This window comes from Haloarcula halobia, from assembly GCF_029338255.1.
GTDB classification, from domain to species: domain Archaea; phylum Halobacteriota; class Halobacteria; order Halobacteriales; family Haloarculaceae; genus Haloarcula; species Haloarcula halobia.
The window spans coordinates 2831984-2851551 of sequence record NZ_CP119787.1 but is presented as its reverse complement, the minus strand read 5'-3'; the positions used below and the strand labels follow the sequence as shown (position 1 = coordinate 2851551).

The 19568-nt window shown below is 68.5% G+C and carries 18 protein-coding genes; 10 read left to right on the top strand and 8 right to left on the bottom strand.

From position 1 onward, the window contains the following. Window positions 1-7: 7 nt before the first annotated feature. A complete protein-coding gene (mobA, locus tag P1K88_RS15020; protein ID WP_276411036.1) occupies window positions 8-634 on the bottom strand; it encodes a molybdenum cofactor guanylyltransferase in 627 nt (208 codons plus the stop codon). Next, a complete protein-coding gene (locus P1K88_RS15015) occupies window positions 627-1202 on the bottom strand; it encodes a hypothetical protein (RefSeq protein ID WP_276411035.1) in 576 nt (191 codons plus the stop codon). The genes mobA and P1K88_RS15015 overlap by 8 nt, the downstream gene beginning before the upstream one ends. Before the next feature lie 127 nt (window positions 1203-1329). Between P1K88_RS15015 and fdhF the strand changes: the two genes are divergently transcribed. After that, complete coding sequence (fdhF, locus tag P1K88_RS15010; RefSeq protein WP_276411034.1) at window positions 1330-3459, top strand: formate dehydrogenase subunit alpha; 2130 nt, start codon at window positions 1330-1332, stop codon at window positions 3457-3459. A 10-nt stretch (window positions 3460-3469) separates the two neighbouring features. On the opposite strand, the gene P1K88_RS15005 is transcribed toward fdhF, so the two are convergent. Continuing rightward, window positions 3470-5695, bottom strand: a complete 2226-nt coding sequence (locus P1K88_RS15005; protein WP_276411033.1) for a CDC48 family AAA ATPase — start codon at window positions 5693-5695, stop codon at window positions 3470-3472. Between the two features lie 220 nt (window positions 5696-5915). Between P1K88_RS15005 and P1K88_RS15000 the strand changes: the two genes are divergently transcribed. Then, complete coding sequence (locus P1K88_RS15000; protein ID WP_276411032.1) at window positions 5916-6332, top strand: universal stress protein; 417 nt, start codon at window positions 5916-5918, stop codon at window positions 6330-6332. 46 nt (window positions 6333-6378) lie between these two features. Continuing rightward, window positions 6379-7773 (top strand): nickel pincer cofactor biosynthesis protein LarC, encoded by a 1395-nt coding sequence (larC, locus tag P1K88_RS14995; protein WP_276411031.1) that lies wholly within the window; start codon window positions 6379-6381, stop codon window positions 7771-7773. On the opposite strand, the gene P1K88_RS14990 is transcribed toward larC, so the two are convergent. After that, window positions 7770-8582 carry a RuvC family protein gene (locus P1K88_RS14990; protein WP_276411030.1) on the bottom strand — a complete coding sequence of 271 codons (813 nt, stop codon included), beginning with the start codon at window positions 8580-8582 and terminating at the stop codon, window positions 7770-7772. The genes larC and P1K88_RS14990 overlap by 4 nt on opposite strands. Before the next feature lie 216 nt (window positions 8583-8798). Continuing rightward, window positions 8799-9041, bottom strand: a complete 243-nt coding sequence (locus tag P1K88_RS14985) for a hypothetical protein (protein ID WP_276411029.1) — start codon at window positions 9039-9041, stop codon at window positions 8799-8801. Window positions 9042-9144: 103 nt separating this feature from the next. Here P1K88_RS14985 and P1K88_RS14980 point away from each other — a divergent pair, with 103 nt between their 5' ends. Then, window positions 9145-9519, top strand: a complete 375-nt coding sequence (locus P1K88_RS14980) for a hypothetical protein (protein ID WP_276411028.1) — start codon at window positions 9145-9147, stop codon at window positions 9517-9519. On the opposite strand, the gene P1K88_RS14975 is transcribed toward P1K88_RS14980, so the two are convergent. Further along, window positions 9514-9975 (bottom strand): hypothetical protein, encoded by a 462-nt coding sequence (locus tag P1K88_RS14975; protein ID WP_276411027.1) that lies wholly within the window; start codon window positions 9973-9975, stop codon window positions 9514-9516. The genes P1K88_RS14980 and P1K88_RS14975 overlap by 6 nt on opposite strands. Before the next feature lie 115 nt (window positions 9976-10090). Between P1K88_RS14975 and radB the strand changes: the two genes are divergently transcribed. Continuing rightward, complete coding sequence (gene radB, locus P1K88_RS14970; protein WP_276411026.1) at window positions 10091-10801, top strand: DNA repair and recombination protein RadB; 711 nt, start codon at window positions 10091-10093, stop codon at window positions 10799-10801. Between the two features lie 7 nt (window positions 10802-10808). Here radB and phoU read toward each other — a convergent pair whose 3' ends face one another. Continuing rightward, window positions 10809-11489 (bottom strand): phosphate signaling complex protein PhoU, encoded by a 681-nt coding sequence (gene phoU, locus P1K88_RS14965; protein ID WP_276411025.1) that lies wholly within the window; start codon window positions 11487-11489, stop codon window positions 10809-10811. Window positions 11490-11722: 233 nt separating this feature from the next. On the opposite strand from phoU, the gene P1K88_RS14960 reads away from it, so the two are divergent. Continuing rightward, a complete protein-coding gene (locus tag P1K88_RS14960; RefSeq protein WP_379786753.1) occupies window positions 11723-13270 on the top strand; it encodes a TrkH family potassium uptake protein in 1548 nt (515 codons plus the stop codon). A gap of 5 nt (window positions 13271-13275) precedes the next feature. Here P1K88_RS14960 and trkA read toward each other — a convergent pair whose 3' ends face one another. After that, window positions 13276-14607 carry a Trk system potassium transporter TrkA gene (gene trkA / locus P1K88_RS14955; RefSeq protein WP_276411024.1) on the bottom strand — a complete coding sequence of 444 codons (1332 nt, stop codon included), beginning with the start codon at window positions 14605-14607 and terminating at the stop codon, window positions 13276-13278. A 177-nt stretch (window positions 14608-14784) separates the two neighbouring features. On the opposite strand from trkA, the gene P1K88_RS14950 reads away from it, so the two are divergent. From P1K88_RS14950 to P1K88_RS14935, 4 genes are all read left to right on the top strand, one after another. Beyond that, the gene (locus P1K88_RS14950; protein WP_276411023.1) at window positions 14785-15234 is read left to right on the top strand and encodes a universal stress protein; all 450 of its coding nucleotides are present in this window, start codon (window positions 14785-14787) and stop codon (window positions 15232-15234) included. After that, window positions 15227-17467 (top strand): amino acid permease, encoded by a 2241-nt coding sequence (locus tag P1K88_RS14945; RefSeq protein WP_276411022.1) that lies wholly within the window; start codon window positions 15227-15229, stop codon window positions 17465-17467. Before P1K88_RS14950 ends, P1K88_RS14945 begins: the two co-directional genes overlap by 8 nt. A 104-nt stretch (window positions 17468-17571) precedes the next feature. Next, window positions 17572-18525: a S49 family peptidase gene (locus P1K88_RS14940; protein ID WP_276411021.1), complete on the top strand. Its 954-nt coding sequence runs from the start codon at window positions 17572-17574 to the stop codon at window positions 18523-18525. After that, window positions 18518-19564, top strand: coding sequence for a DUF4350 domain-containing protein (locus tag P1K88_RS14935; protein ID WP_276411020.1), 1047 nt, complete (start codon window positions 18518-18520; stop codon window positions 19562-19564). Before P1K88_RS14940 ends, P1K88_RS14935 begins: the two co-directional genes overlap by 8 nt. The last annotated feature ends 4 nt before the right edge of the window (window positions 19565-19568 follow it).

Here is a 19568-nt window from a genome sequence, read left to right as displayed (position 1 = left end):
GCCGCGCCTACCCCTCTCGCTCCCGGAGTCGCTCGTCTGCGGCCGCGAGCTCCTCCCGGGTGTTGATATTCTCGAAGGATCCCGTCGAGGCGACCGACTCGACGGCCGATTCCTCGACGACGACCACGTCCTCGAGTTCGTCGATGGGCCGGAGTATCCGCGGGTTCTCCGCCTCGAGCGCGACGTCGCAGGCCGCGACCATCGCCTCGGTCCGGTAGACCGCCTGCGTGGTCTGGAACCACCCCGACGCCAGTCGCGGGACGGCGGCGTCGGCGCCCGCGGCCCGGTCGAAGAGGTACTCCAGCAGCGCCGGTTCGACGAATGGCATGTCGCAGGCGACGACGGCCGCGTAGTCCCCGCTGGCTTCGCGCAGGCCGTTCCGGATACCCGCGACCGGGCCCCGGTCGGGCTCGTCGTCCTCGCCGTAGCGCACCGGCAGCGGATAGCCGGCCATCGCCTCGCGGACGGCGGGCGTCTGGTCGGGCCGGCAGTTCACCACCAGCTCCCCGACGACGTCGACGAGGCGGTCCGCGACGCGGCGAACCATCGGGGTGCCGGCGAGCGCCGCGACGGCCTTGTCGGCCCCGCCAAAGCGGGTCGAGCGCCCGCCGGCGACGACGACGCCGCTACGCATCGCCGAACTCCGCGGCCCAGAGCCGCCACAGCGCACGGTAGAGCGTCCAGGCGTCGACGCCGGTCCGGTCTCCGACCCGGAGACAGGCCGAGTCGAACGTCCGGTACGCCGCTATCCCGGGCGGGTCCGGATAGGGGTCGTCGAGCTCGCCTGCCGCCCGGAGGACCCGCCAGGTGCGCTCGTCGACCGTGACGTAGCGCTCGGGGGCGACGAACTGGAGGAATGCGGAGGCGACTGGGACGTCCACGCCCGTCAGGTCGGTCAGCAGCGCCAGCGCCTCGTCGCTCTCCTCGGCGTCCGTCGCGACGGCTTCGAGCGTCTCCAGCACGACCCCGAAGTCGTTGTCCCGGAAGGCGGCCTCGACCTCGCGGCGGTCCCGGTCGGGGTAGGCGCCGAGGTAGCGCCGGAAGTACCACCGGACGACCCACTGGACGTCCCGGCGGCCGAACTCGCCGCCGGCGAACGTCTCGGGGAGGATGTCGACGTGTTGCTGTTCGACGTCGTACAGCGGCTCCACCTCGGCGTACTCCCGCGCCCGGTCCCGAACCACTGACTCGGTGAGTTCCATCACGTGGCCGTACGACCCTGTGACAGGTGAACGTTCGCCCCACAGGGTCGAACCGGCGTCGACGGTCACCTCGAGGAAAAGTACAACTCGCTCGGGCGAGGAGCGTACGAACGAGACGAGTGTTCACATGTCACGCAACAACTCCCCGGTGAAGACCATCTGCCCGTACTGCGGCGTCGGCTGTGGCATCCAGGTCCAACCCGGCGACGACCCCGGCGACATGCGGTTCGTGCCGTGGAGCGACGCGCCGGTCAACGAGGGCAGCATCTGCATCAAAGGCGGTGCGGCGACGGAAGTCGTCGGCCACGAGGACCGGCTGACCGAACCGCTCGTCAGGGAAGACGGCGAGTTCCGCGAGGCGACCTGGGCGGAAGCGTTCGACCGCATCGTCGCCGAGATGGAGCGCATCCGCGAGACCCACGGCCCCGACGGGATGGGCTTTTTCGGCTCCTCGAAGACGATGAACGAGGAGAACTACCTCCTCCAGAAGCTCGCCCGCCGCTACGGCACCAACCAGATCGACAACTGCACGCGAATGTGCCACGCCTCGACCGTCTGGGCGCTCCGGACCAGCCTCGGGATGGGCGCGATGACAAACAGCATGGCCGACCTCGAGGCGGCGGCCGACGTCCTCTGGATCCAGGGAGCCAACCCCGGCGAACAGCACCCCATCGCCAACAGCCAGTACTTCCGCCAGGCCGTCCTCGAGGGCGCGACGGTCGTCCAGGTCGACCCCCACGCCAACAAGACGACCCGGTCGTTCGACATCGAGGGGACCGAGCGGCACATGCACCTCCAGCTGAAGCCCGGGACGGACATCCCGCTGTTGAACGTCGTCATCAAGACCATCCTCGAGAACCACGACGCGAACCCCGACGCGGGCTGGATCGACGAGGCGTTCATCGAGGAGCGCACCGAGGGCTTCGACCACCTGAAAGAACGCCTCGAAGACTTCGACAAGGCGGCCGCCGCAGAGACCTGTGGCGTCCCGCTCTCTGACATCGAACGCGCCGCCGAGACGTACGCGATGGCGAACAACGCCGCCATCTTCACGGGCATGGGTATGTCCCAGCACACCTGCGGCGTCGACAACGTGCAAAACGAGATCAACCTGGCGCTCATCACGGGCAACCTCGGTCGCCCGGGGACGGGCGTGAACCCGCTCCGCGGGCAGAACAACGTCCAGGGCACCTGTGACGTCGGCGCGATGCCGAACGTCCTGCCGGGCTACCAGCTCGTCGACGACGACGAGGCCCGCGAGTCCGTCGAGGACGTCTGGGGCTTCGACATCCCCGACGAACCCGGCCTCACGAACGTCGAGATATCCCACGCCATCGGCGACTCCGTCTTCGGCCTCTACGTCATGGGCGAGAACCCCATCATGAGCGAACCCGACGGCAACGCCGCCGAGCGGCGCTTCAGGGAGGACCTGGAGTTCCTCTGTGTCCAGGATATCTTCATGACCGAGACCGCCGAGCTCGCCGACATCGTGCTGCCAGCGACGACCTGGGCGGAACGCGACGGGACGGTCACCAACACCGACCGGCGCGTCCAGCGAATGCGCGGGGTTCACAAGGTCCACGAGAACACCCGCCACGACCTCGACATCCTCTGTGCGGTCGGCACCCGCCTGTTCGGCGAGGGCTTCGACTTCGACGGGCCCGAGGAAGTGTTCGAGGAACTGCGCGAGGTCTGTCCCATCATGCACGGGATGACCTACGACCGCCTCGGCGAGGACGGCGTCCACTGGCCCTGCTACGAACCGGGCGACGAGGGCGACCAGTACCTCTACGAGGACGCGTTCGAGACCGAGAACGGCCTCGGACAGATCGAAGGCGTCGTCCACCAGGAACCGAAGGAGACGCCCGACGAGGCGTACCCGCTCGTGCTCACCACGGCACGCCTGGAGGAACACTACAACACCGGGACGATGAGCCGCCGGTCGCCGACGCTCTCGCGCCAGCACCCGGAGAACTTCGTCGACATCCACCCCACCGACGCCGAGCGATACGGCGTCGAGGACGGTGACTACGTGACACTCAGGTCCCGCCGGGGAGAGATAACGGTCCGGGCCGACGTCACCGAGGACATCACGGAGGGCGTCGTCTGGACGACGCCGCACTTCGCGGCCGCCTCTGCGAACCGACTGACGAACGACGTGCTCGACGAACGGGCGAAGATTCCGGAGTACAAGGCCGCGGCGGTCGAGATAGACGTCGACGTCGAGGCTCCGGACGACGCCGGGGCGGACGACTGACGGGCGGGGGTTACTGGAACCCGATGCGGCCGCTGCCGCCGGCCTGGCGCTGCGGGCTGGACCCGCCCTTGAACTCCTCTTCCATCTGCTCGTAGTAGTCCCGGATGTCCTCGTTGATGGTCGGCCGGACGCTGTCCATGGCCTTCCGGAAGTGGCGCATCTCGACCTCGTCGGCGTCGTCGTCCTCCCGGAGCGCCTCGATGGCGGCCTCGCGGGCGATGGACTCCAGGTCGGAGCCGACGAAGCCCTCGCTTATCTCGGCCAGCTCCCGCAGGCTGACGTCGGGCGAGAGCGGCGTGTTCTCGGTGTGTATCTTGAGGATCTGCTCGCGGCCCTCGGTGCTTGGCTCGCCGATCATCACCAGGCGGTCGAACCGGCCCGAGCGGATGAGCGCCGGGTCGATCATGTCGGGGCGGTTGGTCGCGCCGATGACCATCACGTCCTCCATCTCCTCGAGGCCGTCGAGTTCAGTCAGCAGCTGGTTGACGACCCGTTCCGAGACGTTCGACCCCATCTCGCCGCCCCGACCGGGGGCCAGCGAGTCCAGCTCGTCGAAGAAGATGACGGTGGGCGCGACCTGCCGGGCCTTCCGGAAGGTCTGGCGGATGGCCTTCTCGCTCTCCCCGACCCACTTGCTGAGCAACTGGGGCCCGCGGACCGAGATGAAGTTCGCGTCCGTCTCGTTGGCGACGGCTTTGGCCATCAGCGTCTTGCCGGTGCCGGGCGGGCCGTACAGCAGGACGCCCGACGGTGGCGTGACGCCCATGCGCTCGAACTTCTCGGGGGAGTTCATCGGCCACTCGACGGCCTCCTGGACCTGCTCTTTGGCGTCGCTGAGGCCGCCGACGCTATCCCACGAGACCTTCGGGAGCTCGACCAGCACCTCCCGCATCGCGCTCGGGCTCACCTCGTTGAGCGCGCCCTTGAAGTCGTCCCGTTTGATGATCATCCGGTCGATGAGGCTCGGCGGGATGTCCTCCTGGTCTAAGTCGATCTCGGGGAGGTACCGGCGCAGGGCCTTCATCGCGGCTTCCTTGGTCAGGCTCTCGATGTCGGCGCCGACGAAGCCGTGGGTGTCGGTCGCCAGCTTCGAGAGCTTGACGTCGTCCGAGAGGGGCATCCCGCGGGTGTGGATCTGGAGTATCTCCTCGCGGCCCACCTCGTCGGGGACGCCGATCTCGATCTCGCGGTCGAAGCGGCCAGGTCGACGGAGGGCGGGGTCGACGCTGTCGACGCGGTTGGTCGCGGCGATGACGATGACCTGGCCACGGGACTCGAGGCCGTCCATCATCGTCAGCAACTGGGCGACGACGCGGCGTTCGACCTCGCCGGTGACGTCCTCGCGCTTCGGCGCGATGGAGTCCAGTTCGTCGATGAAGATGATGGAGGGCGCCTCCTCGCTGGCGTCCTCGAATATCTCGCGCAGTTGCTGTTCGGACTCGCCGTAGTACTTCGAGATGATCTCCGGCCCCGCGATAGAGAAGAAGCTGGCGGAGGTCTCGTTGGCGACGGCTTTCGCGAGCAGCGTCTTGCCGGTGCCGGGCGGCCCGTGGAGCAACACCCCCTGGGGCGGCTCGATGCCGAGTTTCTTGAATATCTGGGGGTGTTTCATCGGCAGTTCGACCATCTCGCGGACTCGCTGGATCTCGCTCTGGAGGCCGCCGATGTCCTCGTAAGTGATGCCGCCGCCGGTCTTCTCGAAGCCGGAGATGGGTTCCTCGCGCAGCTCCACCTCGGTGTCCTCGGTGATGAGACAGACGCCCTCGGGCTCGGTCTCGACGGCGATCAGCGGGATGGCCTGGCCGGGCGAGCGCATGAACGGGTGGTTCGTCGAGGACATCACGGGGACGATGTCGCGCTCGACGACCGGCCGTTTCAGGATCTGCCGTTTGACCATGCCGGCGGCGTCGGAGCCGAACTGGACGCTGGCCTCTTCGGGCGGCGCGAGCACCAGCTTGTCCGCTTTCTCGGCCTCGGCCTTCCGGATGGTGACGCGCTCGCCGATGCCGACGTCGGCGTTCTGTCGCGTGAAGCCGTCGATGCGGACCGTGTCGGTGTTCCAATCCTGCCGGTCGGCCCGCCACACCTTCGCGGCCGTCGTGTCGCTGCCCTCGATCTCGATGATGTCACCCGGGGAGAGCTTGAGATGCAACAACGTATCGGGGTCCAGACGGGCGATGCCGCGACCCGAGTCGTTCGGGTACGCCTTCGCCACTTCTAGTTGCACTTCGTTCATAGTAGACTGGGTTACAGTACAGTCGGGTATCCCGAGAGATATGCTTTATGCTACCGGCGGTCAGGAGGGACGGCGACGGATATTTACGTGTCGTGCTATCAGGGCACACGTCGTGCCGGACGGCACGGCGTCAGGCCCCGTTCGTGACGTCGTCGCGGAGTCGTCCACAGGACCTGCCGGCACCGCCGTCTTTGATAAGGGTGGCCCCGATACGCCGAGTATGGTATTTCTCGTCCCGTTCGACGGGTCGCCCCAGGCGGAAACCGCACTCCACCGCGCCGTGACTTACGGCGGCGCGCTCGACACCGACGTCGTCGCGGTGAGTCTCGTCCCGACGGGCACGGACTACGCGCAGCGGCGCCGCCGCGTCGACCCGACCGAGGACTTCGCGGCCGAGACGGCGGCGAGCGACCTGCGCCGGAAGATCGAGGAGGCCACCGACGACGCCGAGCTCCGCTACGAGGACGTCAGCGCGTACTCGGCCTCCGAGCTCTCAGCGACCATCACGCAGGTGGCCCGCGACGTCGATGCCAGCGTCCTCTTCCTCGGCAGCAACGACACCGAGGACGTCGTCGTGCCGATGACCGAGGTGGGCGACGACGACGCCTTCGACGTCCACATCGTCCGGCAGCAGTGAGCGACGACAGCGTGGATTTTTAGCCGCCCGGCGCCTCGCCTCGCGTATGCGAACACTCGCCTTCGACGGCCGGATGGGGGCCGCCGGCGACATGGTCCTCGGTGCGCTCCTGGCGGCCGGCGCCGACCGCGCCGCACTCGACCCCGCCGAGGAGGCCCTCGACGTGACCTACGACGTCTCGACGGTCGATCGGAGCGGCGTCGCTGCGACGCGCATCGAGGTCCTGCTGACTGGGGACGGAGCGGACCACGACGACGGGCTCGGCGGGTCCGGGCAGGATCACGCGCACGACCACGAGGAGTCTGGCCACGATCACGCGCACGACCACGAGGAGTCTGGCCACGATCACGCGCACGACCACGAGGAGTCTGGCCACGATCACACGCACGACCACAGTGACTCGGCCCACACCCGCGGGGGTTCCGATCACGACCACACGCACGCCGAAGGTCACGGCCCGGCCCGGACCTACACCGAAGTCGTGGACATCGTCGAGGGGTTGGGCCTTCCCGAGACCGTCGAGGCCGACGCGCTATCGATCTTCGAGCTTCTGGGGGCCGCCGAGGCAGCCGTCCACGGGACCGACCTGGCCGCGACCCACTTCCACGAGGTCGGGGCCGACGACGCCATCGCCGACGTCGTCGGGGCCGCGCTCCTGCTCGCGGACCTCGACGTCGAACGCGTCGTCACCACGCCGGTGTCGGCCGGCGAGGGTACCGTCGAGATGAGCCACGGGACCTACCCGGTACCGACGCCAGCGGTGGTCGAAATCGCCGAGCGGGCCGACTGGTCGCTGGCCGGCGGGCCGGTCGCGGTCGAACTCCTGACGCCGACGGGCGCGGCAATCCTGGCCCACGTCGCCGAGGGCGTCGAGAGCCTCCCGCCGATGGACGTCGCCGACTCGGGGTACGGCGCCGGCGCCCGGGACGTGTCTGACCGGCCCAACGTCCTCCGGACGATGGTCGGCGAGACGAGCGGCCGCCTCCGCCGCGACGACATCACGGTCCTCGAGACGAACGTCGACGACGTCTCCCCGGAGGTGCTGGGCGACCTGCAGCGCTCGCTCGATGCCGTCGGCGCACGCGACGTCACCGTCGTGCCGACGACGATGAAGAAGTCCCGGCCGGGCCACCTCGTGAAGGTGGTCTGCAAGCCCGAACGGGCCCAGACCGTCGCCCGCCGGCTGGCCGTGGAGACGGGGACCCTGGGCGTCAGGGAGCACGGCGCGGGCCACCGCTGGATCGCCGACCGCGAGTTCGAGACGGTCGCGCTGTCCGTCGACGGCGAGTCCTACGAGGTGACGGTGAAGGTGGCCACCGACGGGACGGGGACGGTCTACGATGTCAGCGCCGAGTACGACGACGCGGTGGCCGTCGCCGAGGCCACCGGACTGACGATTCGGGAGGTCATGCGCCGGGCGGAACGGACCGTCCAGTCCTAACTGTCCCGGTCGTCCACGCCGCCGCTTGTGGCCGGGTCCGCGTCGCCCGTGTCGTCCGTTTCTTCGCTCCCGCCGTCGCTCTCACCGCGGTGCTCGGCCAGCGCCTCCGCGATGGTGAGGTCGCCGACGGCCACGCGCCGGGCCAGTAGTTCGTCGATGGCGCGGTTCGTCTCGCTCTCCTCGCGCGAGCGGTCCTGGATGCGCTGGAGTTCGCCGGCGGTCGGTTCGATGGTCCGATTCGAGACCCTCTCACCCTCCAGGCGGGCGATGTTGACCGCCGCCAGCACGTCGCCCATGCCGCGGGCGCCGCTCCCGAGATACGGCGTCGTCCCGGACTCGTCGACCAGTTCGACGGGAACGTCCTCGATGTCGTCAATGATGCGTGCGCCCGCCAGGCGTGCGCCGTCCCCGATTCGGACCAGCGGGTCCGGCACGTCCTCGATTTCCTCCCGGACGAGGTCACCGGCCTGTGCCGCGGGCACCTGGAACGCGGCGACCACCACGTCGCCCTGCAGGACGGCGACACCCGGTCGCTCGCCGGGGTCGATACCGACGACGGTCCGCCCCGCTGTCCCCCGGAGGCTGGTGACGACTGCCTCGACTGCACTCCGGGGGTCGTCCGGGTCGGCCTCGACGACCGGGACGCCGTCGGGCACGTCGACGGCCTCGTCAGTCGCGACGACGGCAACGTCGACGCGGTCGGGCCACTCGTCGCCGGGTTCGATGGTGGTGAAGGTGACGCCGCGGTCGCGCAGCTCGTTGACCACGCCGTGGTACACCTCGAAGTCCTCCGTGGCGACGACTATCACTGTCACACGTTGGTGGGACGGGGACTTATACTGCCGGCTGTAAGTTCGTAAAGATTCTCGGCACCCCGGGATGCCGAGTATTTTCTAAATGTTACAGCCGGCAGTATTAGCCTGCCGGGTCAGTGCCGAGCAGTGGTCGCCGGCGAGGGTTCGTCAGCACACTGTTCTATCCCGGCCGCGTCTCGTGGCACGGCACCGCTCTCAGGCGACCGTGGGTCAGCGATAGACGAGGGAACTTCCCAGGAGTACCAGCGCGGCCCCGACGACGAGCGGGGCGACGACGAACAGCGGGTGCCAGGACGCACATCCGTCACACTGGCCCGCGCTCACCCGTGTGGCGATGGTGAACTGGAGGTAACTACCGACCCCAGCGAGCGCGAGGCCCGGGACGAGCAGGAGGCCACCGAGCAGGTCCCGCTTCGTCCACCCTCGCGCTGTCGATGCTCGAGTACGTCCCATGACGGAACGCCCGGCGGCCAGCAGAAAGGCACTCAGGGACGCTCAAAGGCCGCTTGAAGCGGCCCGAAGGGATTCAGGCCTCCTCTCGGACACGCGAACACCGATGGTCTCCGGACGCCCCCTCGGTGTGGTGCTCGCGCTGGTAGTGGTCCTCGGTGGCGTTGCCGCCGTGACCACTGCCCAGCAGCGTGCGCTGCGTGCCGAGGAAGCACACGTCGTCGACCACCTCGAACGGGCCCCCTGTCTCGACGAGTGGGGGACCAGTGAGGGTGCCGTCACGAAGCGCGCGTCGGTCACCGGACTCACCCTGTTCGGTGTCCGCGCGCGCGTGGCGATGCCCTACGCATATCGGGTCGAAGTCGACGGCGAGACGGTCTTCGCGGACACGAGTTCGAAGGCGGTGTACGAGGTCACGGTGGTCGGGACGCGGCGGGTCGCTGGCGACGAGATCGCTCCTTGCTGGCCCCCCCCGTCATGAACCACCGGCGGCAACGAGGTCGACGTCGGCCCGCCACACCTGGACGCCGCGCCAGACGAGTCCCGAGAGCAGCGAGAGGATTCCCACGCCGGTGACGACGAGCCACGCAGTGACCATCGCGCCCGGGTTCGAGTAGACGAGCCCGAACGCGACGAACGGGCCGACCGCGCTCAGGAACGCCGCGAGCGCCGCCAGCAGGAACAGGCCGCGCTGGTACCGGGTGAACCTGAGCCCGTAGCCGTTCAACGGCGGGATCGCCAGCCCGGCCGACAGCACGAGGAAGCCGACCCACGCCAAAAAGTACAGGAAGAGGACGGCGAGGCCGCCGACGAACCCCTCGCTCCCCGCGGGTGGCGGGTCCATGGAGACGATGCCGCCGACTGCGAACACGACCAGTGCGAGGCCGAGTGCTGCGACAGGGAGCTGGAGGGACCCGAGTGCCGAGCGAGCGTCCATAGATCATCCGTCTGCCAGGAGCACAAAAAGGGTTCCCGAGGCTCCAACCTCGCTTGTAACGTCCGCCGGGAGCCAGGTGCGAGCGTTTTTATCCGAACCTGTCCAACCACCTCCTGTGAGCGAGTACGTCTCGACCGGATGTGGGCCCATCGACGACCTGCTGGGTGGGGGGCTCGAACGCGGCGCGGTCACGCAGGTGTACGGCCCGCCGGCGGCCGGCAAGACCAACCTCGGCCTCTCGGCGGCGCTGGAGGTGGCCGCCGGCGGGGACGCCGCCCTCTACATCGACACCGAGGGGCTCTCGGCCGACCGGCTGCGCCAGGTCGCCGCCGGCTGTGCGGCCGGCACCGACCAGACCGTCGACGACCTGGCGGGTCGGCTCATCGTCTCGGAGGTGCTCGACTACGACGAGCAGGCCGAAGCCGTCCAGGACGCCGCCGAGTTCGCCGCCGAGGTGGAACTGGTGGTCCTCGACAGCGCCACCGGCTTTTACCGCCTGCGCCGGACCGACGAGGACGGCGGCGAGACCCTCCGGGACGTCGCTCGGCAGATCACCCACCTGCTCTCTCTGGCCCGCAAACACGACATCGCGGTCCTCTTTACCAACCAGGTGTTCACCGACCCCGACAGCGACCGCTCGACGGCGCTGGGCGGCCACACGCTGAATCACTGGTCGGGGGCCACCCTCCGACTCGACCGCTATCGGGGCGGTAACCGTCGAGCGACGCTGGAGAAACACCGTGCCAAGCCCGCCGGCGACACCGCCCAGTTCAGCATCACGGACGAGGGACTGGTGGGCACCGACGGGCCGGAGGCGCCACGGTAGGTCGCACTCAGTAGATGAGGTCGGCGTCGTTCTCGACCATGTACAGCGTGCGCGCCGCGATGTTGACGGCGTGGTCACCGACGCGTTCGATGTCCCGGATCGTCAGGAGGAGGCGCGAGACGTCGGCCATCATCTGCTCGATCTCCTCGTCGCTGGAGTCGGCGTCGATCTCGCGTTCGATGAGGTCGCGGACGACCGTCTCGGAGGCGGCCTCGCAGCGCTCGTCGATGTCGTCGTCCATCTCGGCGATGGCGTAACAGCGCTCGGCGTCCTCCTCGGCGTAGGCCACCATCGACTCCTCTATCATGTCGACGACGCCGTCGGCGATGGCCTGGATGTCCACCTCGGGGAAGACGTCGCGTTCGGCCTCGAGCGAGTACTCGCCGAGGTTCGTCGCCAGGTCGGCGATGCGTTCGAGGTCGGTGATGACCTTGAACGAGGCGGCGATGAGTCGGAGGTCGGAGGCGACCGGTTGCTGCAGGGCGAGCAGGTCGATGCAGTCCTGTTCGAGGTCCAGGTACAGCTGGTTGACCTCGTCGTCGCCCTCGATGACGTCCCAGGCGAGCTCTTCGTCCTTCGATTCGAGCGCACGGACCCCCATCTGCAACCGCTCGAGGACGACTTCGGACATGTAGAGGACGTCCTCCTGGAGCGACTGGAGCAGCTCCTGATATGATTCTCGTGCCATTGGGGGCAGTCCACTCCTGGCGGATAAGTGCCTTTCCCTTGTCTCAATATTCCTCAATAGCACTCTATATCGGGCCACGGCGTCCGTGCAGTCGGGACTGGCGGCCGGCGCGTCTCTGCCAGTTTTAAGAGGGTGGGGGCAACACAGTGGGTCATATCCGTCCGTGTATCGCCACACGCCACCCGCACGGCACGCACCACCGTGCCCGAACACGACCGCTAGCACCCGCTGAGATGTCGAACCGACTGACCACCGTCGTCGCCTGGCGGACGAGCATCGCGCTGACGGGAACCGTCGTGAAGTTCCTCGCGGTGGCGATGCTCGTGCCACTGGTCGTCGCGCTGGCCTACGGCGAGGACGTCGGCGTCTTCGGTATCTCCATCGTCGTGACGGTCCTGGCCGGCCTCGCGATGGAGCAAGTCGATGCCGGGGACGACCTGCGCTCGCGCGAGGCGCTGCTGTTCGTCGCCCTCACGTGGTTCGCCGTCGCCGTGGTCGGTGCGATCCCGTACGTGCTCGCCGGGATGGGGACCGATTCGACGCTCGCCGACCCGACGAACGCGTTGTTCGAGTCGATGTCGGGCTTTACGACGACGGGGGCGACGGTGATGGGGTCGATCGGCGTCGAACAGCACTCGCACGCGGTGATGCTCTGGCGCCAGCTCACCCAGTGGCTCGGCGGGATGGGTATCATCGTCCTCATGGTCGCCATCCTCCCGGAGCTGTCGGTCAACGGCGCCCAGCTGGTCAGCGAGGAGGCCCCCGGCCCGCAACTGGAGAAGCTGACCCCGCAGATAGCCGAGACGGCCCGCATCCTCTGGAAGGCCTACTTCGCCTTCACGGCCCTGCTCGCCGCGTTGCTGTACGGGCTCCATCTCGTCGGCCTCGCGCCCGAGATGACCCTCTACAACGCCGTCGCACACGCGTTCTCGACGCTGCCGACCGGCGGGTTCTCCACGAAGGCCGACAGCATCGCCGCTTTCTCCGCGGCGGTCCAGTGGGTCATCATCCCCTTTATCGTCGTCGCCGGCACGAACTTCGCGCTGTTCTGGCACCTCTTCGACGGCGACTTCCGGCGGCCGTTCGAGGACCCCGAGTTCCGGGCCTACGCCGGCGCGACGGCCGTTCTGATCGCCGTCGTCACCGGGCTGCTGTTCACCGGCACGGCCCCGCGGCTCGCGATCGGGGGGACCACCGCGGGCGTTCCGGAGAACGCGCTCCGGCAGGCCGCGTTCCAGGTCGCCTCGCTGTTGAACTCGACGGGCTATGCCACCAGCGACTTCGCCCAGTGGGCCCCCTACGGCCAGCTCGTGCTCCTGTTTACGATGTTCATCGGGGGGTCGGCCGGGTCCACGGGGGGCGGCATCAAGGTGGTCCGCTGGCTCATCGTGCTGAAGGTACTCCGGCGGGAGCTGTTCCACACCGCCCACCCCGAGGCCGTCCGCCCGATCCGCCTCGGCAGTCACGTGGTCGACGAGGAGGCCATCCGGGGGGTGACCGGCTTCACCCTCCTCTATCTCATCCTCTTTGGCCTGGGTGCCGTGTTCATCTCGCTGGACGCCATCCGCGTGGGCATCACGCTCACCCCGCTCGAGGCGATCGGTGCCAGCCTGGCCGCTATCGGCAACATCGGGCCGGCCTTCGGGCGCCTGGGCCCGTTCGGGTCGTACCTGATGTTGCCGGACACGACGAAGTTCCTGATGATCGTGCTGATGTGGGCCGGTCGGCTGGAGATAATCACCGTGCTCGCCATCTTCACCGGCGCGTTCTGGCGGCGCTAGGGCCCCTACAGCGCCGTGCTGGCCTCGTCGAGGACGTCGGTGTCGACGAAGACGACGACGTGGTCGCCCTCGTGGACGACGGTGTCACCGCGCGGGATGACCAGCTCGCCGTCGCGCGTGATGGCCCCGATGACCACCCCGTTGGGCAGGTCCCCGACGGAATCCCGGATGGGACGGTCCACCAGGACGCTGTCGCCGTCGACCTCTATCTCCAGGACCTCCGCCCGGTCGGACTCGATGATGGCGACGTTCTCGGCCTGATGTTCGTGGGTGAACCGCGTTATCTCCTCGGCGGTCACCTCGCGGGGGTTGATGGCGACGTCGACGCCGACGGCCTCGAACAGCTGGACGTACTCCCCGGCGTCGACGACGGACACCGCCCGGTCGGCGCCCAGTCGCTTGGCCAGCAGGGCCGCCAGCAGGTTCTTCTCGTCGCTGTCTAGGGCCGCCACGACGGCGTCGACGGCCTCGACGTGTTCGCGTTCGAGGAACTCCCGGTCGGTCGCGTCGCTCTCTAAGACCGTGGTCCCGGGCAGCTCCTCGGCCAGCTCGCGGGCCCGTTCGGGGTCACGCTCGATGAGTCGGGGGTGCAGCCCCCGCTCCTGGAGCATCCGGGCGGTGTGGTACCCGATGTCGCTGCCACCCACGACGAGGACGTCTTTCGCGCTCTCGACGTCGGGTGCTACCTCGTGGGCGAAGGTGTGGACGCTCTCGCGACTCCCGATGACGACGACCTTGTCGCCGGCTTCGAGGACCGTGTCCCCGCGCGGGATGAGAACGTCGTCGTCTGTCAGGACGGCGGCGAAGGTCAGCGACTCGTAGCGGTCGGCCTCGGCGACGGTCTGGCCGGCGACGGGACTGGCCTCGCCGATCTCGAACTCGGCCATCTGGACGACGCCGTCGGCGAAGGTCTCGACGTCGCTGGCCGCTGGCAGGCCGATGACCCGCGTGATGGTCTCTGCGGTCATCAGGTTCGTCGCGACCATGTAGTCGACGCCGAAGGCACCCTCCGAGTGCGACCAGGTGTCGAGGAACTTCGCGTTCTTGACCCGCGAGATGGTGAAGGCGTCCGCGACGGTCTTTGCCGTCCCACAGGTGACGATGTTCGTCTCGTCGTCGTCGGTGCTGGCGATCACCATGTCGGCCTTCGCGATGCCGGCCTCCCGGAGCGTCGCCAGTTCGGCGCCGTCGCCCTGGACGCCGAGCACGTCGACCTCGTAGACGAGACTCTCGACGCGTTCGCCGTCGATGTCGATGACGGCCACCTCGTGTGTGTTCGCGAGGCTCTCGGCGATGTTCGACCCGACTTCGCCGGCCCCGACGACTATGACGTACATCGGCGCGCCACCTCGTCGTTCATGTCGAGTCCGTTACGCCGGCCGGGTGAAGTGGGTTTCCATCGGGGCAACCGACCAGATTCCCGAGGCTTAATACCGACGCGCTCCGGTGGGTGGGTATGAATCAGTCAGTCACGGCCGTGCGGACACCAGCAACAGGCGTACGGAGGCGGAACCATGGCTGACCTGCTCGAGCGCGTTGTCCTACCGATCGCGAGCGAGGAGGACGCCGTCACGTCAGCGCGGGCGCTTGCGACCCAGGAGTACGGCGAGGTGGTCCTCGTCAACGTCGTCGAGAAGGCCGGCGGCGCGATGGACAAGGCCGGCGTCGAGCAGCGCGAGCTCGCCGCCGAGGAGATGTTCGAGGCGGCGAGCGCGGTCCTGGGCGACGTCGAGACCGAGATCCGTTACGGGACCGACGTGGTCGAGACCATCTTCGACGCCGCCGACGACATCGGCGCCTCGGCTATCGTCGTGACACCACGTGGGGGCAACCGCTTCGTCCGCCTCATCACGGGCGACGTCGCGCTCGGCCTCATCACCGAGAACGATCGCCCGGTGGTCGTGTTGCCGGACACCGAGCACGCCGCGACCGACGGTACGGAGTCGGGGGCCGACGATGGGTGACGAGGAACTCGCGAAGGACCTCGGCCCGCTGGCGGCACTGACCATCGGGGTCGGGACGATGATCGGCGCGGGCATCTTCGTCCTGCCCGGCGAGGCCATCCTGAAGGCCGGGTCGCTGGCGTCGGTGGCGTTCGTGCTCGGCGGCGTCATCGCGATGTTCACGGCACTGTCGGCCAGCGAACTGGGGACGGCCATGCCGAAATCCGGCGGGGCGTACTACTACGTCAACCACGCGCTCGGCCCGCTCTTTGGCTCGGTCGCCGGGTGGGCCAACTGGCTCGGGCTGGCCTTCGCCAGCGCGTTCTACATGGTCGGGTTCGGCCGCTACATCGCTCGCATCTTCGGCATCGGCGGGACGCTCGCGCTCGGCCCAGTCTCCATCTCGATGGTCAAGATCGCCGCGCTCGTGGGCGCGGCCCTGTTCATCGTCGTCAACTACGTCGGCGCGAAGGAGACCGGCCGCCTGCAGAACATCATCGTCGTCCTGCTGGTCGTCATCCTCGCGGTGTTTACGCTTCTCGGGACGTTCCGGGCCGAGCCGGGCAACCTCCCGGCACCGAGCAGCGTCGTCTCGACGCTGGAGACGACGGGGCTCATCTTCGTCTCGTATCTCGGCTTCGTCCAGATCACGAGCGTCGCCGAGGAGATCAAAGAGCCCGGCAAGAACCTCCCGCGGGCGGTCATCGGGAGCGTCGTCATCGTGACGGTCATCTACGCGCTGGTGCTGGTCATCATGAGCGCCGCGGTCCCGCAGGGCTTCATCGCCGACGTCATCACGAGCGGGCAGGAGAACCCCATCGCCGTCGTCGAGGTCGGCCAGTACCTCCAGGGCGCGCTGATGGGCGGGGCGCTGCTCTTTGGCGGCCTCCTGGCGACCGCCTCAAGCGCGAACGCCTCCATCCTGGCGTCCTCGCGCATCAACTTCGCGATGGGCCGGGACCGGATCGTCACGCCCGCGCTCAACGAGATCCACCCTCGCTTCGGGACGCCGTACCGCGCCATCGCCATCACCGGGGCGCTCATCCTCCTCTTTATCGTCGTCGGCGACCTGACGCTGCTGTCGGGCGCGGCGTCGGGCCTGCACCTGGTCATATACGGCCTGTTGAACCTGGCGCTCATCGTGATGCGCTACGTCGCCCCCGAGGAGTACCAGCCGGACTTCATCGTCCCGCTGTTCCCGCTGTTGCCCATCCTGGGCGCGATCCTCTCGTTTGCCCTGCTCGCTTTCGTCGAGTCCAGCGCCCTCCTGCTCACCTTCGGCATCAGCGCGGCGGCCATCGTCTGGTACGTCGCGTACGCCCGCTCGCGGACGGAGAAAGAGGGCATCCTCTCGCAGCACGTCCTCTCGCAGGCGAGCGAGTTCCCGGATGCGGCGGTCAGCGCCGCCGCCGGGGTCCAGCCGGACGGCGGCAAGTACCGGGTGATGGTCCCGCTCGCGAACCCCGCCCACGAGAAAGAGCTCATCACGCTCGCCAGCGCCGTCGCGAAACAGCGCGGGGGCACCGTGGTCGCGACGCACATCATCACCGTCCCCGACCAGACGGCGCTTGCCAGCGCGGCCGAGCGGGCCGACGAGATCGACGAGACCTCGGCCCACCTCCTCGAGAGCGCCCGCGAGGACGCCGAGACGTTCGGCGTCGACGTCGAGACCCACACCATCCTCTCGCATCGCTCCTTCGAGGAGATCTTCGACGCTGCACGGACCCACGACGCCGACCTCGTGGTGATGGGCTGGGGCTCGGACGCCCACGGGTCGCCCGGCCGCGTCGAGTCGGCGATGGACGACCTCACCCAGACGGTCCCCTGTGACTTCCTCGTCCTGAAAGACCGCGGGTTCGACCCCTCGCGCATCCTCCTGCCGACCGCCGGCGGCCCGGACTCGGACCTCTCGGCCGGCATCGCCCGGATGCTCCAAGCCGAGTACGACTCCGAGGTGACCGTGCTGAACGTCGCCGACGACGAGGCCGATGCCCGGGCCTTCCTCGAGTCCTGGGTGGCCGAACACGACCTGACCGACGCGACGCTCCGGCCCGAGACGGGCGACGTCGAGGACGCCATCGAGCGTGCCGCCGGGGACGCGACCATGCTCCTCATCGGGGCGACCGAGGAGGGCCTGTTGCGACGGCTCGTCTCCGGGTCGCTCGTGCTGGACGTGGTCGACGACGTGGACTGTTCGGTGCTGCTGGCCGAGAAGCACCGCCAGCGGAGCCTGCTCGACCGGCTGTTCGGGTGAGACGGGGCGCTGGACTCGGCCCGCCCGACCGTCCCCTCCCGATACCCGGGCGAGAGTGCGATATGTTGACGAACTTTTAGGGCCCTCACGCCATAAGGAGAGCCATGGGTATTGCCGACAGAGCAACGCCGGCGACCGTTGCCTCCTATATCGTCGTCGTCACTGCCGCCATCGTCGTCGTCGCGACCGCCGCGCCGGCCCTCATCACGGCCGTCCAGCCCTCCGGACCGGAGCAAAAGCAAGTCGCGGTCATCTCGGTGCGGGGGTCGACCAACGACGCGAACGTCAACGCCGTCCAGGACGCGCTGCGCGAGGCCAGACAGAACGAGTCCATCGCCGCCGTGGTCCTCAGTATCGACAGCTCCGGCGGCCCGGTCGACTCGAGCGAGGAGTTCTATCTCGCCGTCAACCGGACCGCACGCGAGATGCCGGTCGTCGCCTACGTCGAGGGCGTCGCGGCTTCGGGCGGGTACTACGGCATCGCCCCAGCCGACGAGATAATCGTCAAACCGAGTTCGACCGTCGGGAGCGTCGGCGTCATCGTCTCCGCGCCGCTGAGCCTCATCGAGGACGCCGAGCAACAGGGCGAGGCGCTCGTCCGGTCCGGGCCCGACAAGGCACAGGTGTCGCGTGACCAGATCCGTTCGGACATCGAGACCCTCCAGAGCGCCTTCGTCGGGACGGTCATGCGCCACCGGGGCGAGGACCTGACGGTCTCGCGCGAGGAAGTCGAGAACGCAGACGTGTATCTCGGTGCCACCGCCGTCGAGAACGGCTTCGCCGACCGCATCGGCGACAGCGGCACCGCCATCCAGCGCGCAGCCGCCCTGTCCGACGAGATCCAGGGCGACAACTACGGCGTCGTCTACGACGGCGCCAGTCCCGACGTGACGGTCATCGTCCTGCAAAACGAGGTCGAACGCGTCGACGGCGACATCGTCTACGTCAACCGGACCGCCCGGGACCAGGGGCAGTTCGTCCAGCCGGTGCAGTACTGGGCCGTCTGGGGCGTCCCACGTGGCAACACGACGACCCTGGAGGTGACGGCCGATGGTTGAGGGCCGGGTCGTCACGCTGGTCGCCACGTTCATCGTCGTCGTGACCGTCCTGCTCGCGGGTTCTGCCATACTCGGCTTCGTCGGGGCCGACGTGGGCGGTGACACGAGCGAGGCCGTCCAGGGCCAGTCACCCTCGCACTTCCAGCCCGGCGCCATCGCCGACCCGGCGGACCCCGAAGACGGCGAGATAACGGTCGAGACGGACGCCGAGTCGAAGTCGATACTCGTCGACACGCGCCACAGCAACGGGTTCTCCGAGGAGGACCTCGAACCCGTCGGCGACGCGCTCTTCAGGGCGGGCCACGAGCTGAACTTCTCGAAGGGGAAGGGCGGCGACCAGTACGACGAGACGCTTGCGCGCCACGATGCGCTCCTCGTCATCAACCCCCAGGGAGCGTTCAAACCGGCGGAACGCGATGCCGTGAAGGACTTCATCGACGACGGCGGCCGCGTGGTCGTCCTCGCCGAACCGACGCAGGTCCGCTCCAGCGGCGGGCTCTTCTCGTCGGCCCGCCAGGAGTCGTTCGGCCCGACGGAACTCGCCCGGGCCTACGGCTTCCGGGTCGGCTCCGAGGCGCTGTACAACCTCGACGACGACGCCAACGACAACAACTTCAAGAGTATCTACGCGTCCCCGCCGGGGAGCGGGCGCCTGCTGCGCGGCGTCGACACCGTCACCTTCGACACCGCCGGCCAGGTCATCGTCCGGAACCCCGACGAGACGAAGACGCTGCTGACCGCCGCCGAGGGGACACGGACCCTCGAGACGCGCCGCGAGGGGACCTACGTGACCGCCGCTCGTAACGGCAGCATGGTGTTCGTCGCGGACTCGAACTTCTTCTTCAACAACGAGGTGTACGACGCCGACAACGAGGTGTTCGTCGGGAACTTACTGGAGTTCCTCGTCGGCGGCCAGTCGACCGACGGCGGGTCCGCGGACACGCCCGACGAGGAACCCACGGACGACCCGACTGACGAACCCACCGAGGAACCGACCGAGACGGCGACCAACGAGTCCGCGGCCTCGCTTTCCGGCTAGTCCG

Bases quoted from the DNA above. Each gene is read 5' to 3' on its own strand.
- trkA (WP_276411024.1), bottom strand. From the start codon at position 14,607: ATGTACGTCATAGTCGTCGGGGCCGGCGAAGTCGGGTCGAACATCGCC.
- P1K88_RS14960 (WP_379786753.1), top strand. From the start codon at position 11,723: ATGTCGAACCGACTGACCACCGTCGTCGCCTGGCGGACGAGCATCGCG.
- P1K88_RS14935 (WP_276411020.1), top strand. From the start codon at position 18,518: ATGGTTGAGGGCCGGGTCGTCACGCTGGTCGCCACGTTCATCGTCGTC.
- fdhF (WP_276411034.1), top strand. From the start codon at position 1,330: ATGTCACGCAACAACTCCCCGGTGAAGACCATCTGCCCGTACTGCGGC.
- P1K88_RS15005 (WP_276411033.1), bottom strand. From the start codon at position 5,695: ATGAACGAAGTGCAACTAGAAGTGGCGAAGGCGTACCCGAACGACTCG.
- P1K88_RS14985 (WP_276411029.1), bottom strand. From the start codon at position 9,041: ATGGGACGTACTCGAGCATCGACAGCGCGAGGGTGGACGAAGCGGGAC.
- P1K88_RS14945 (WP_276411022.1), top strand. From the start codon at position 15,227: ATGGGTGACGAGGAACTCGCGAAGGACCTCGGCCCGCTGGCGGCACTG.
- phoU (WP_276411025.1), bottom strand. From the start codon at position 11,489: ATGGCACGAGAATCATATCAGGAGCTGCTCCAGTCGCTCCAGGAGGAC.
- P1K88_RS14940 (WP_276411021.1), top strand. From the start codon at position 17,572: ATGGGTATTGCCGACAGAGCAACGCCGGCGACCGTTGCCTCCTATATC.
- P1K88_RS15000 (WP_276411032.1), top strand. From the start codon at position 5,916: ATGGTATTTCTCGTCCCGTTCGACGGGTCGCCCCAGGCGGAAACCGCA.
- mobA (WP_276411036.1), bottom strand. From the start codon at position 634: ATGCGTAGCGGCGTCGTCGTCGCCGGCGGGCGCTCGACCCGCTTTGGC.
- P1K88_RS14975 (WP_276411027.1), bottom strand. From the start codon at position 9,975: ATGGACGCTCGCTCGGCACTCGGGTCCCTCCAGCTCCCTGTCGCAGCA.
- larC (WP_276411031.1), top strand. From the start codon at position 6,379: ATGCGAACACTCGCCTTCGACGGCCGGATGGGGGCCGCCGGCGACATG.
- P1K88_RS14950 (WP_276411023.1), top strand. From the start codon at position 14,785: ATGGCTGACCTGCTCGAGCGCGTTGTCCTACCGATCGCGAGCGAGGAG.
- P1K88_RS14980 (WP_276411028.1), top strand. From the start codon at position 9,145: ATGGTCTCCGGACGCCCCCTCGGTGTGGTGCTCGCGCTGGTAGTGGTC.
- P1K88_RS15015 (WP_276411035.1), bottom strand. From the start codon at position 1,202: ATGGAACTCACCGAGTCAGTGGTTCGGGACCGGGCGCGGGAGTACGCC.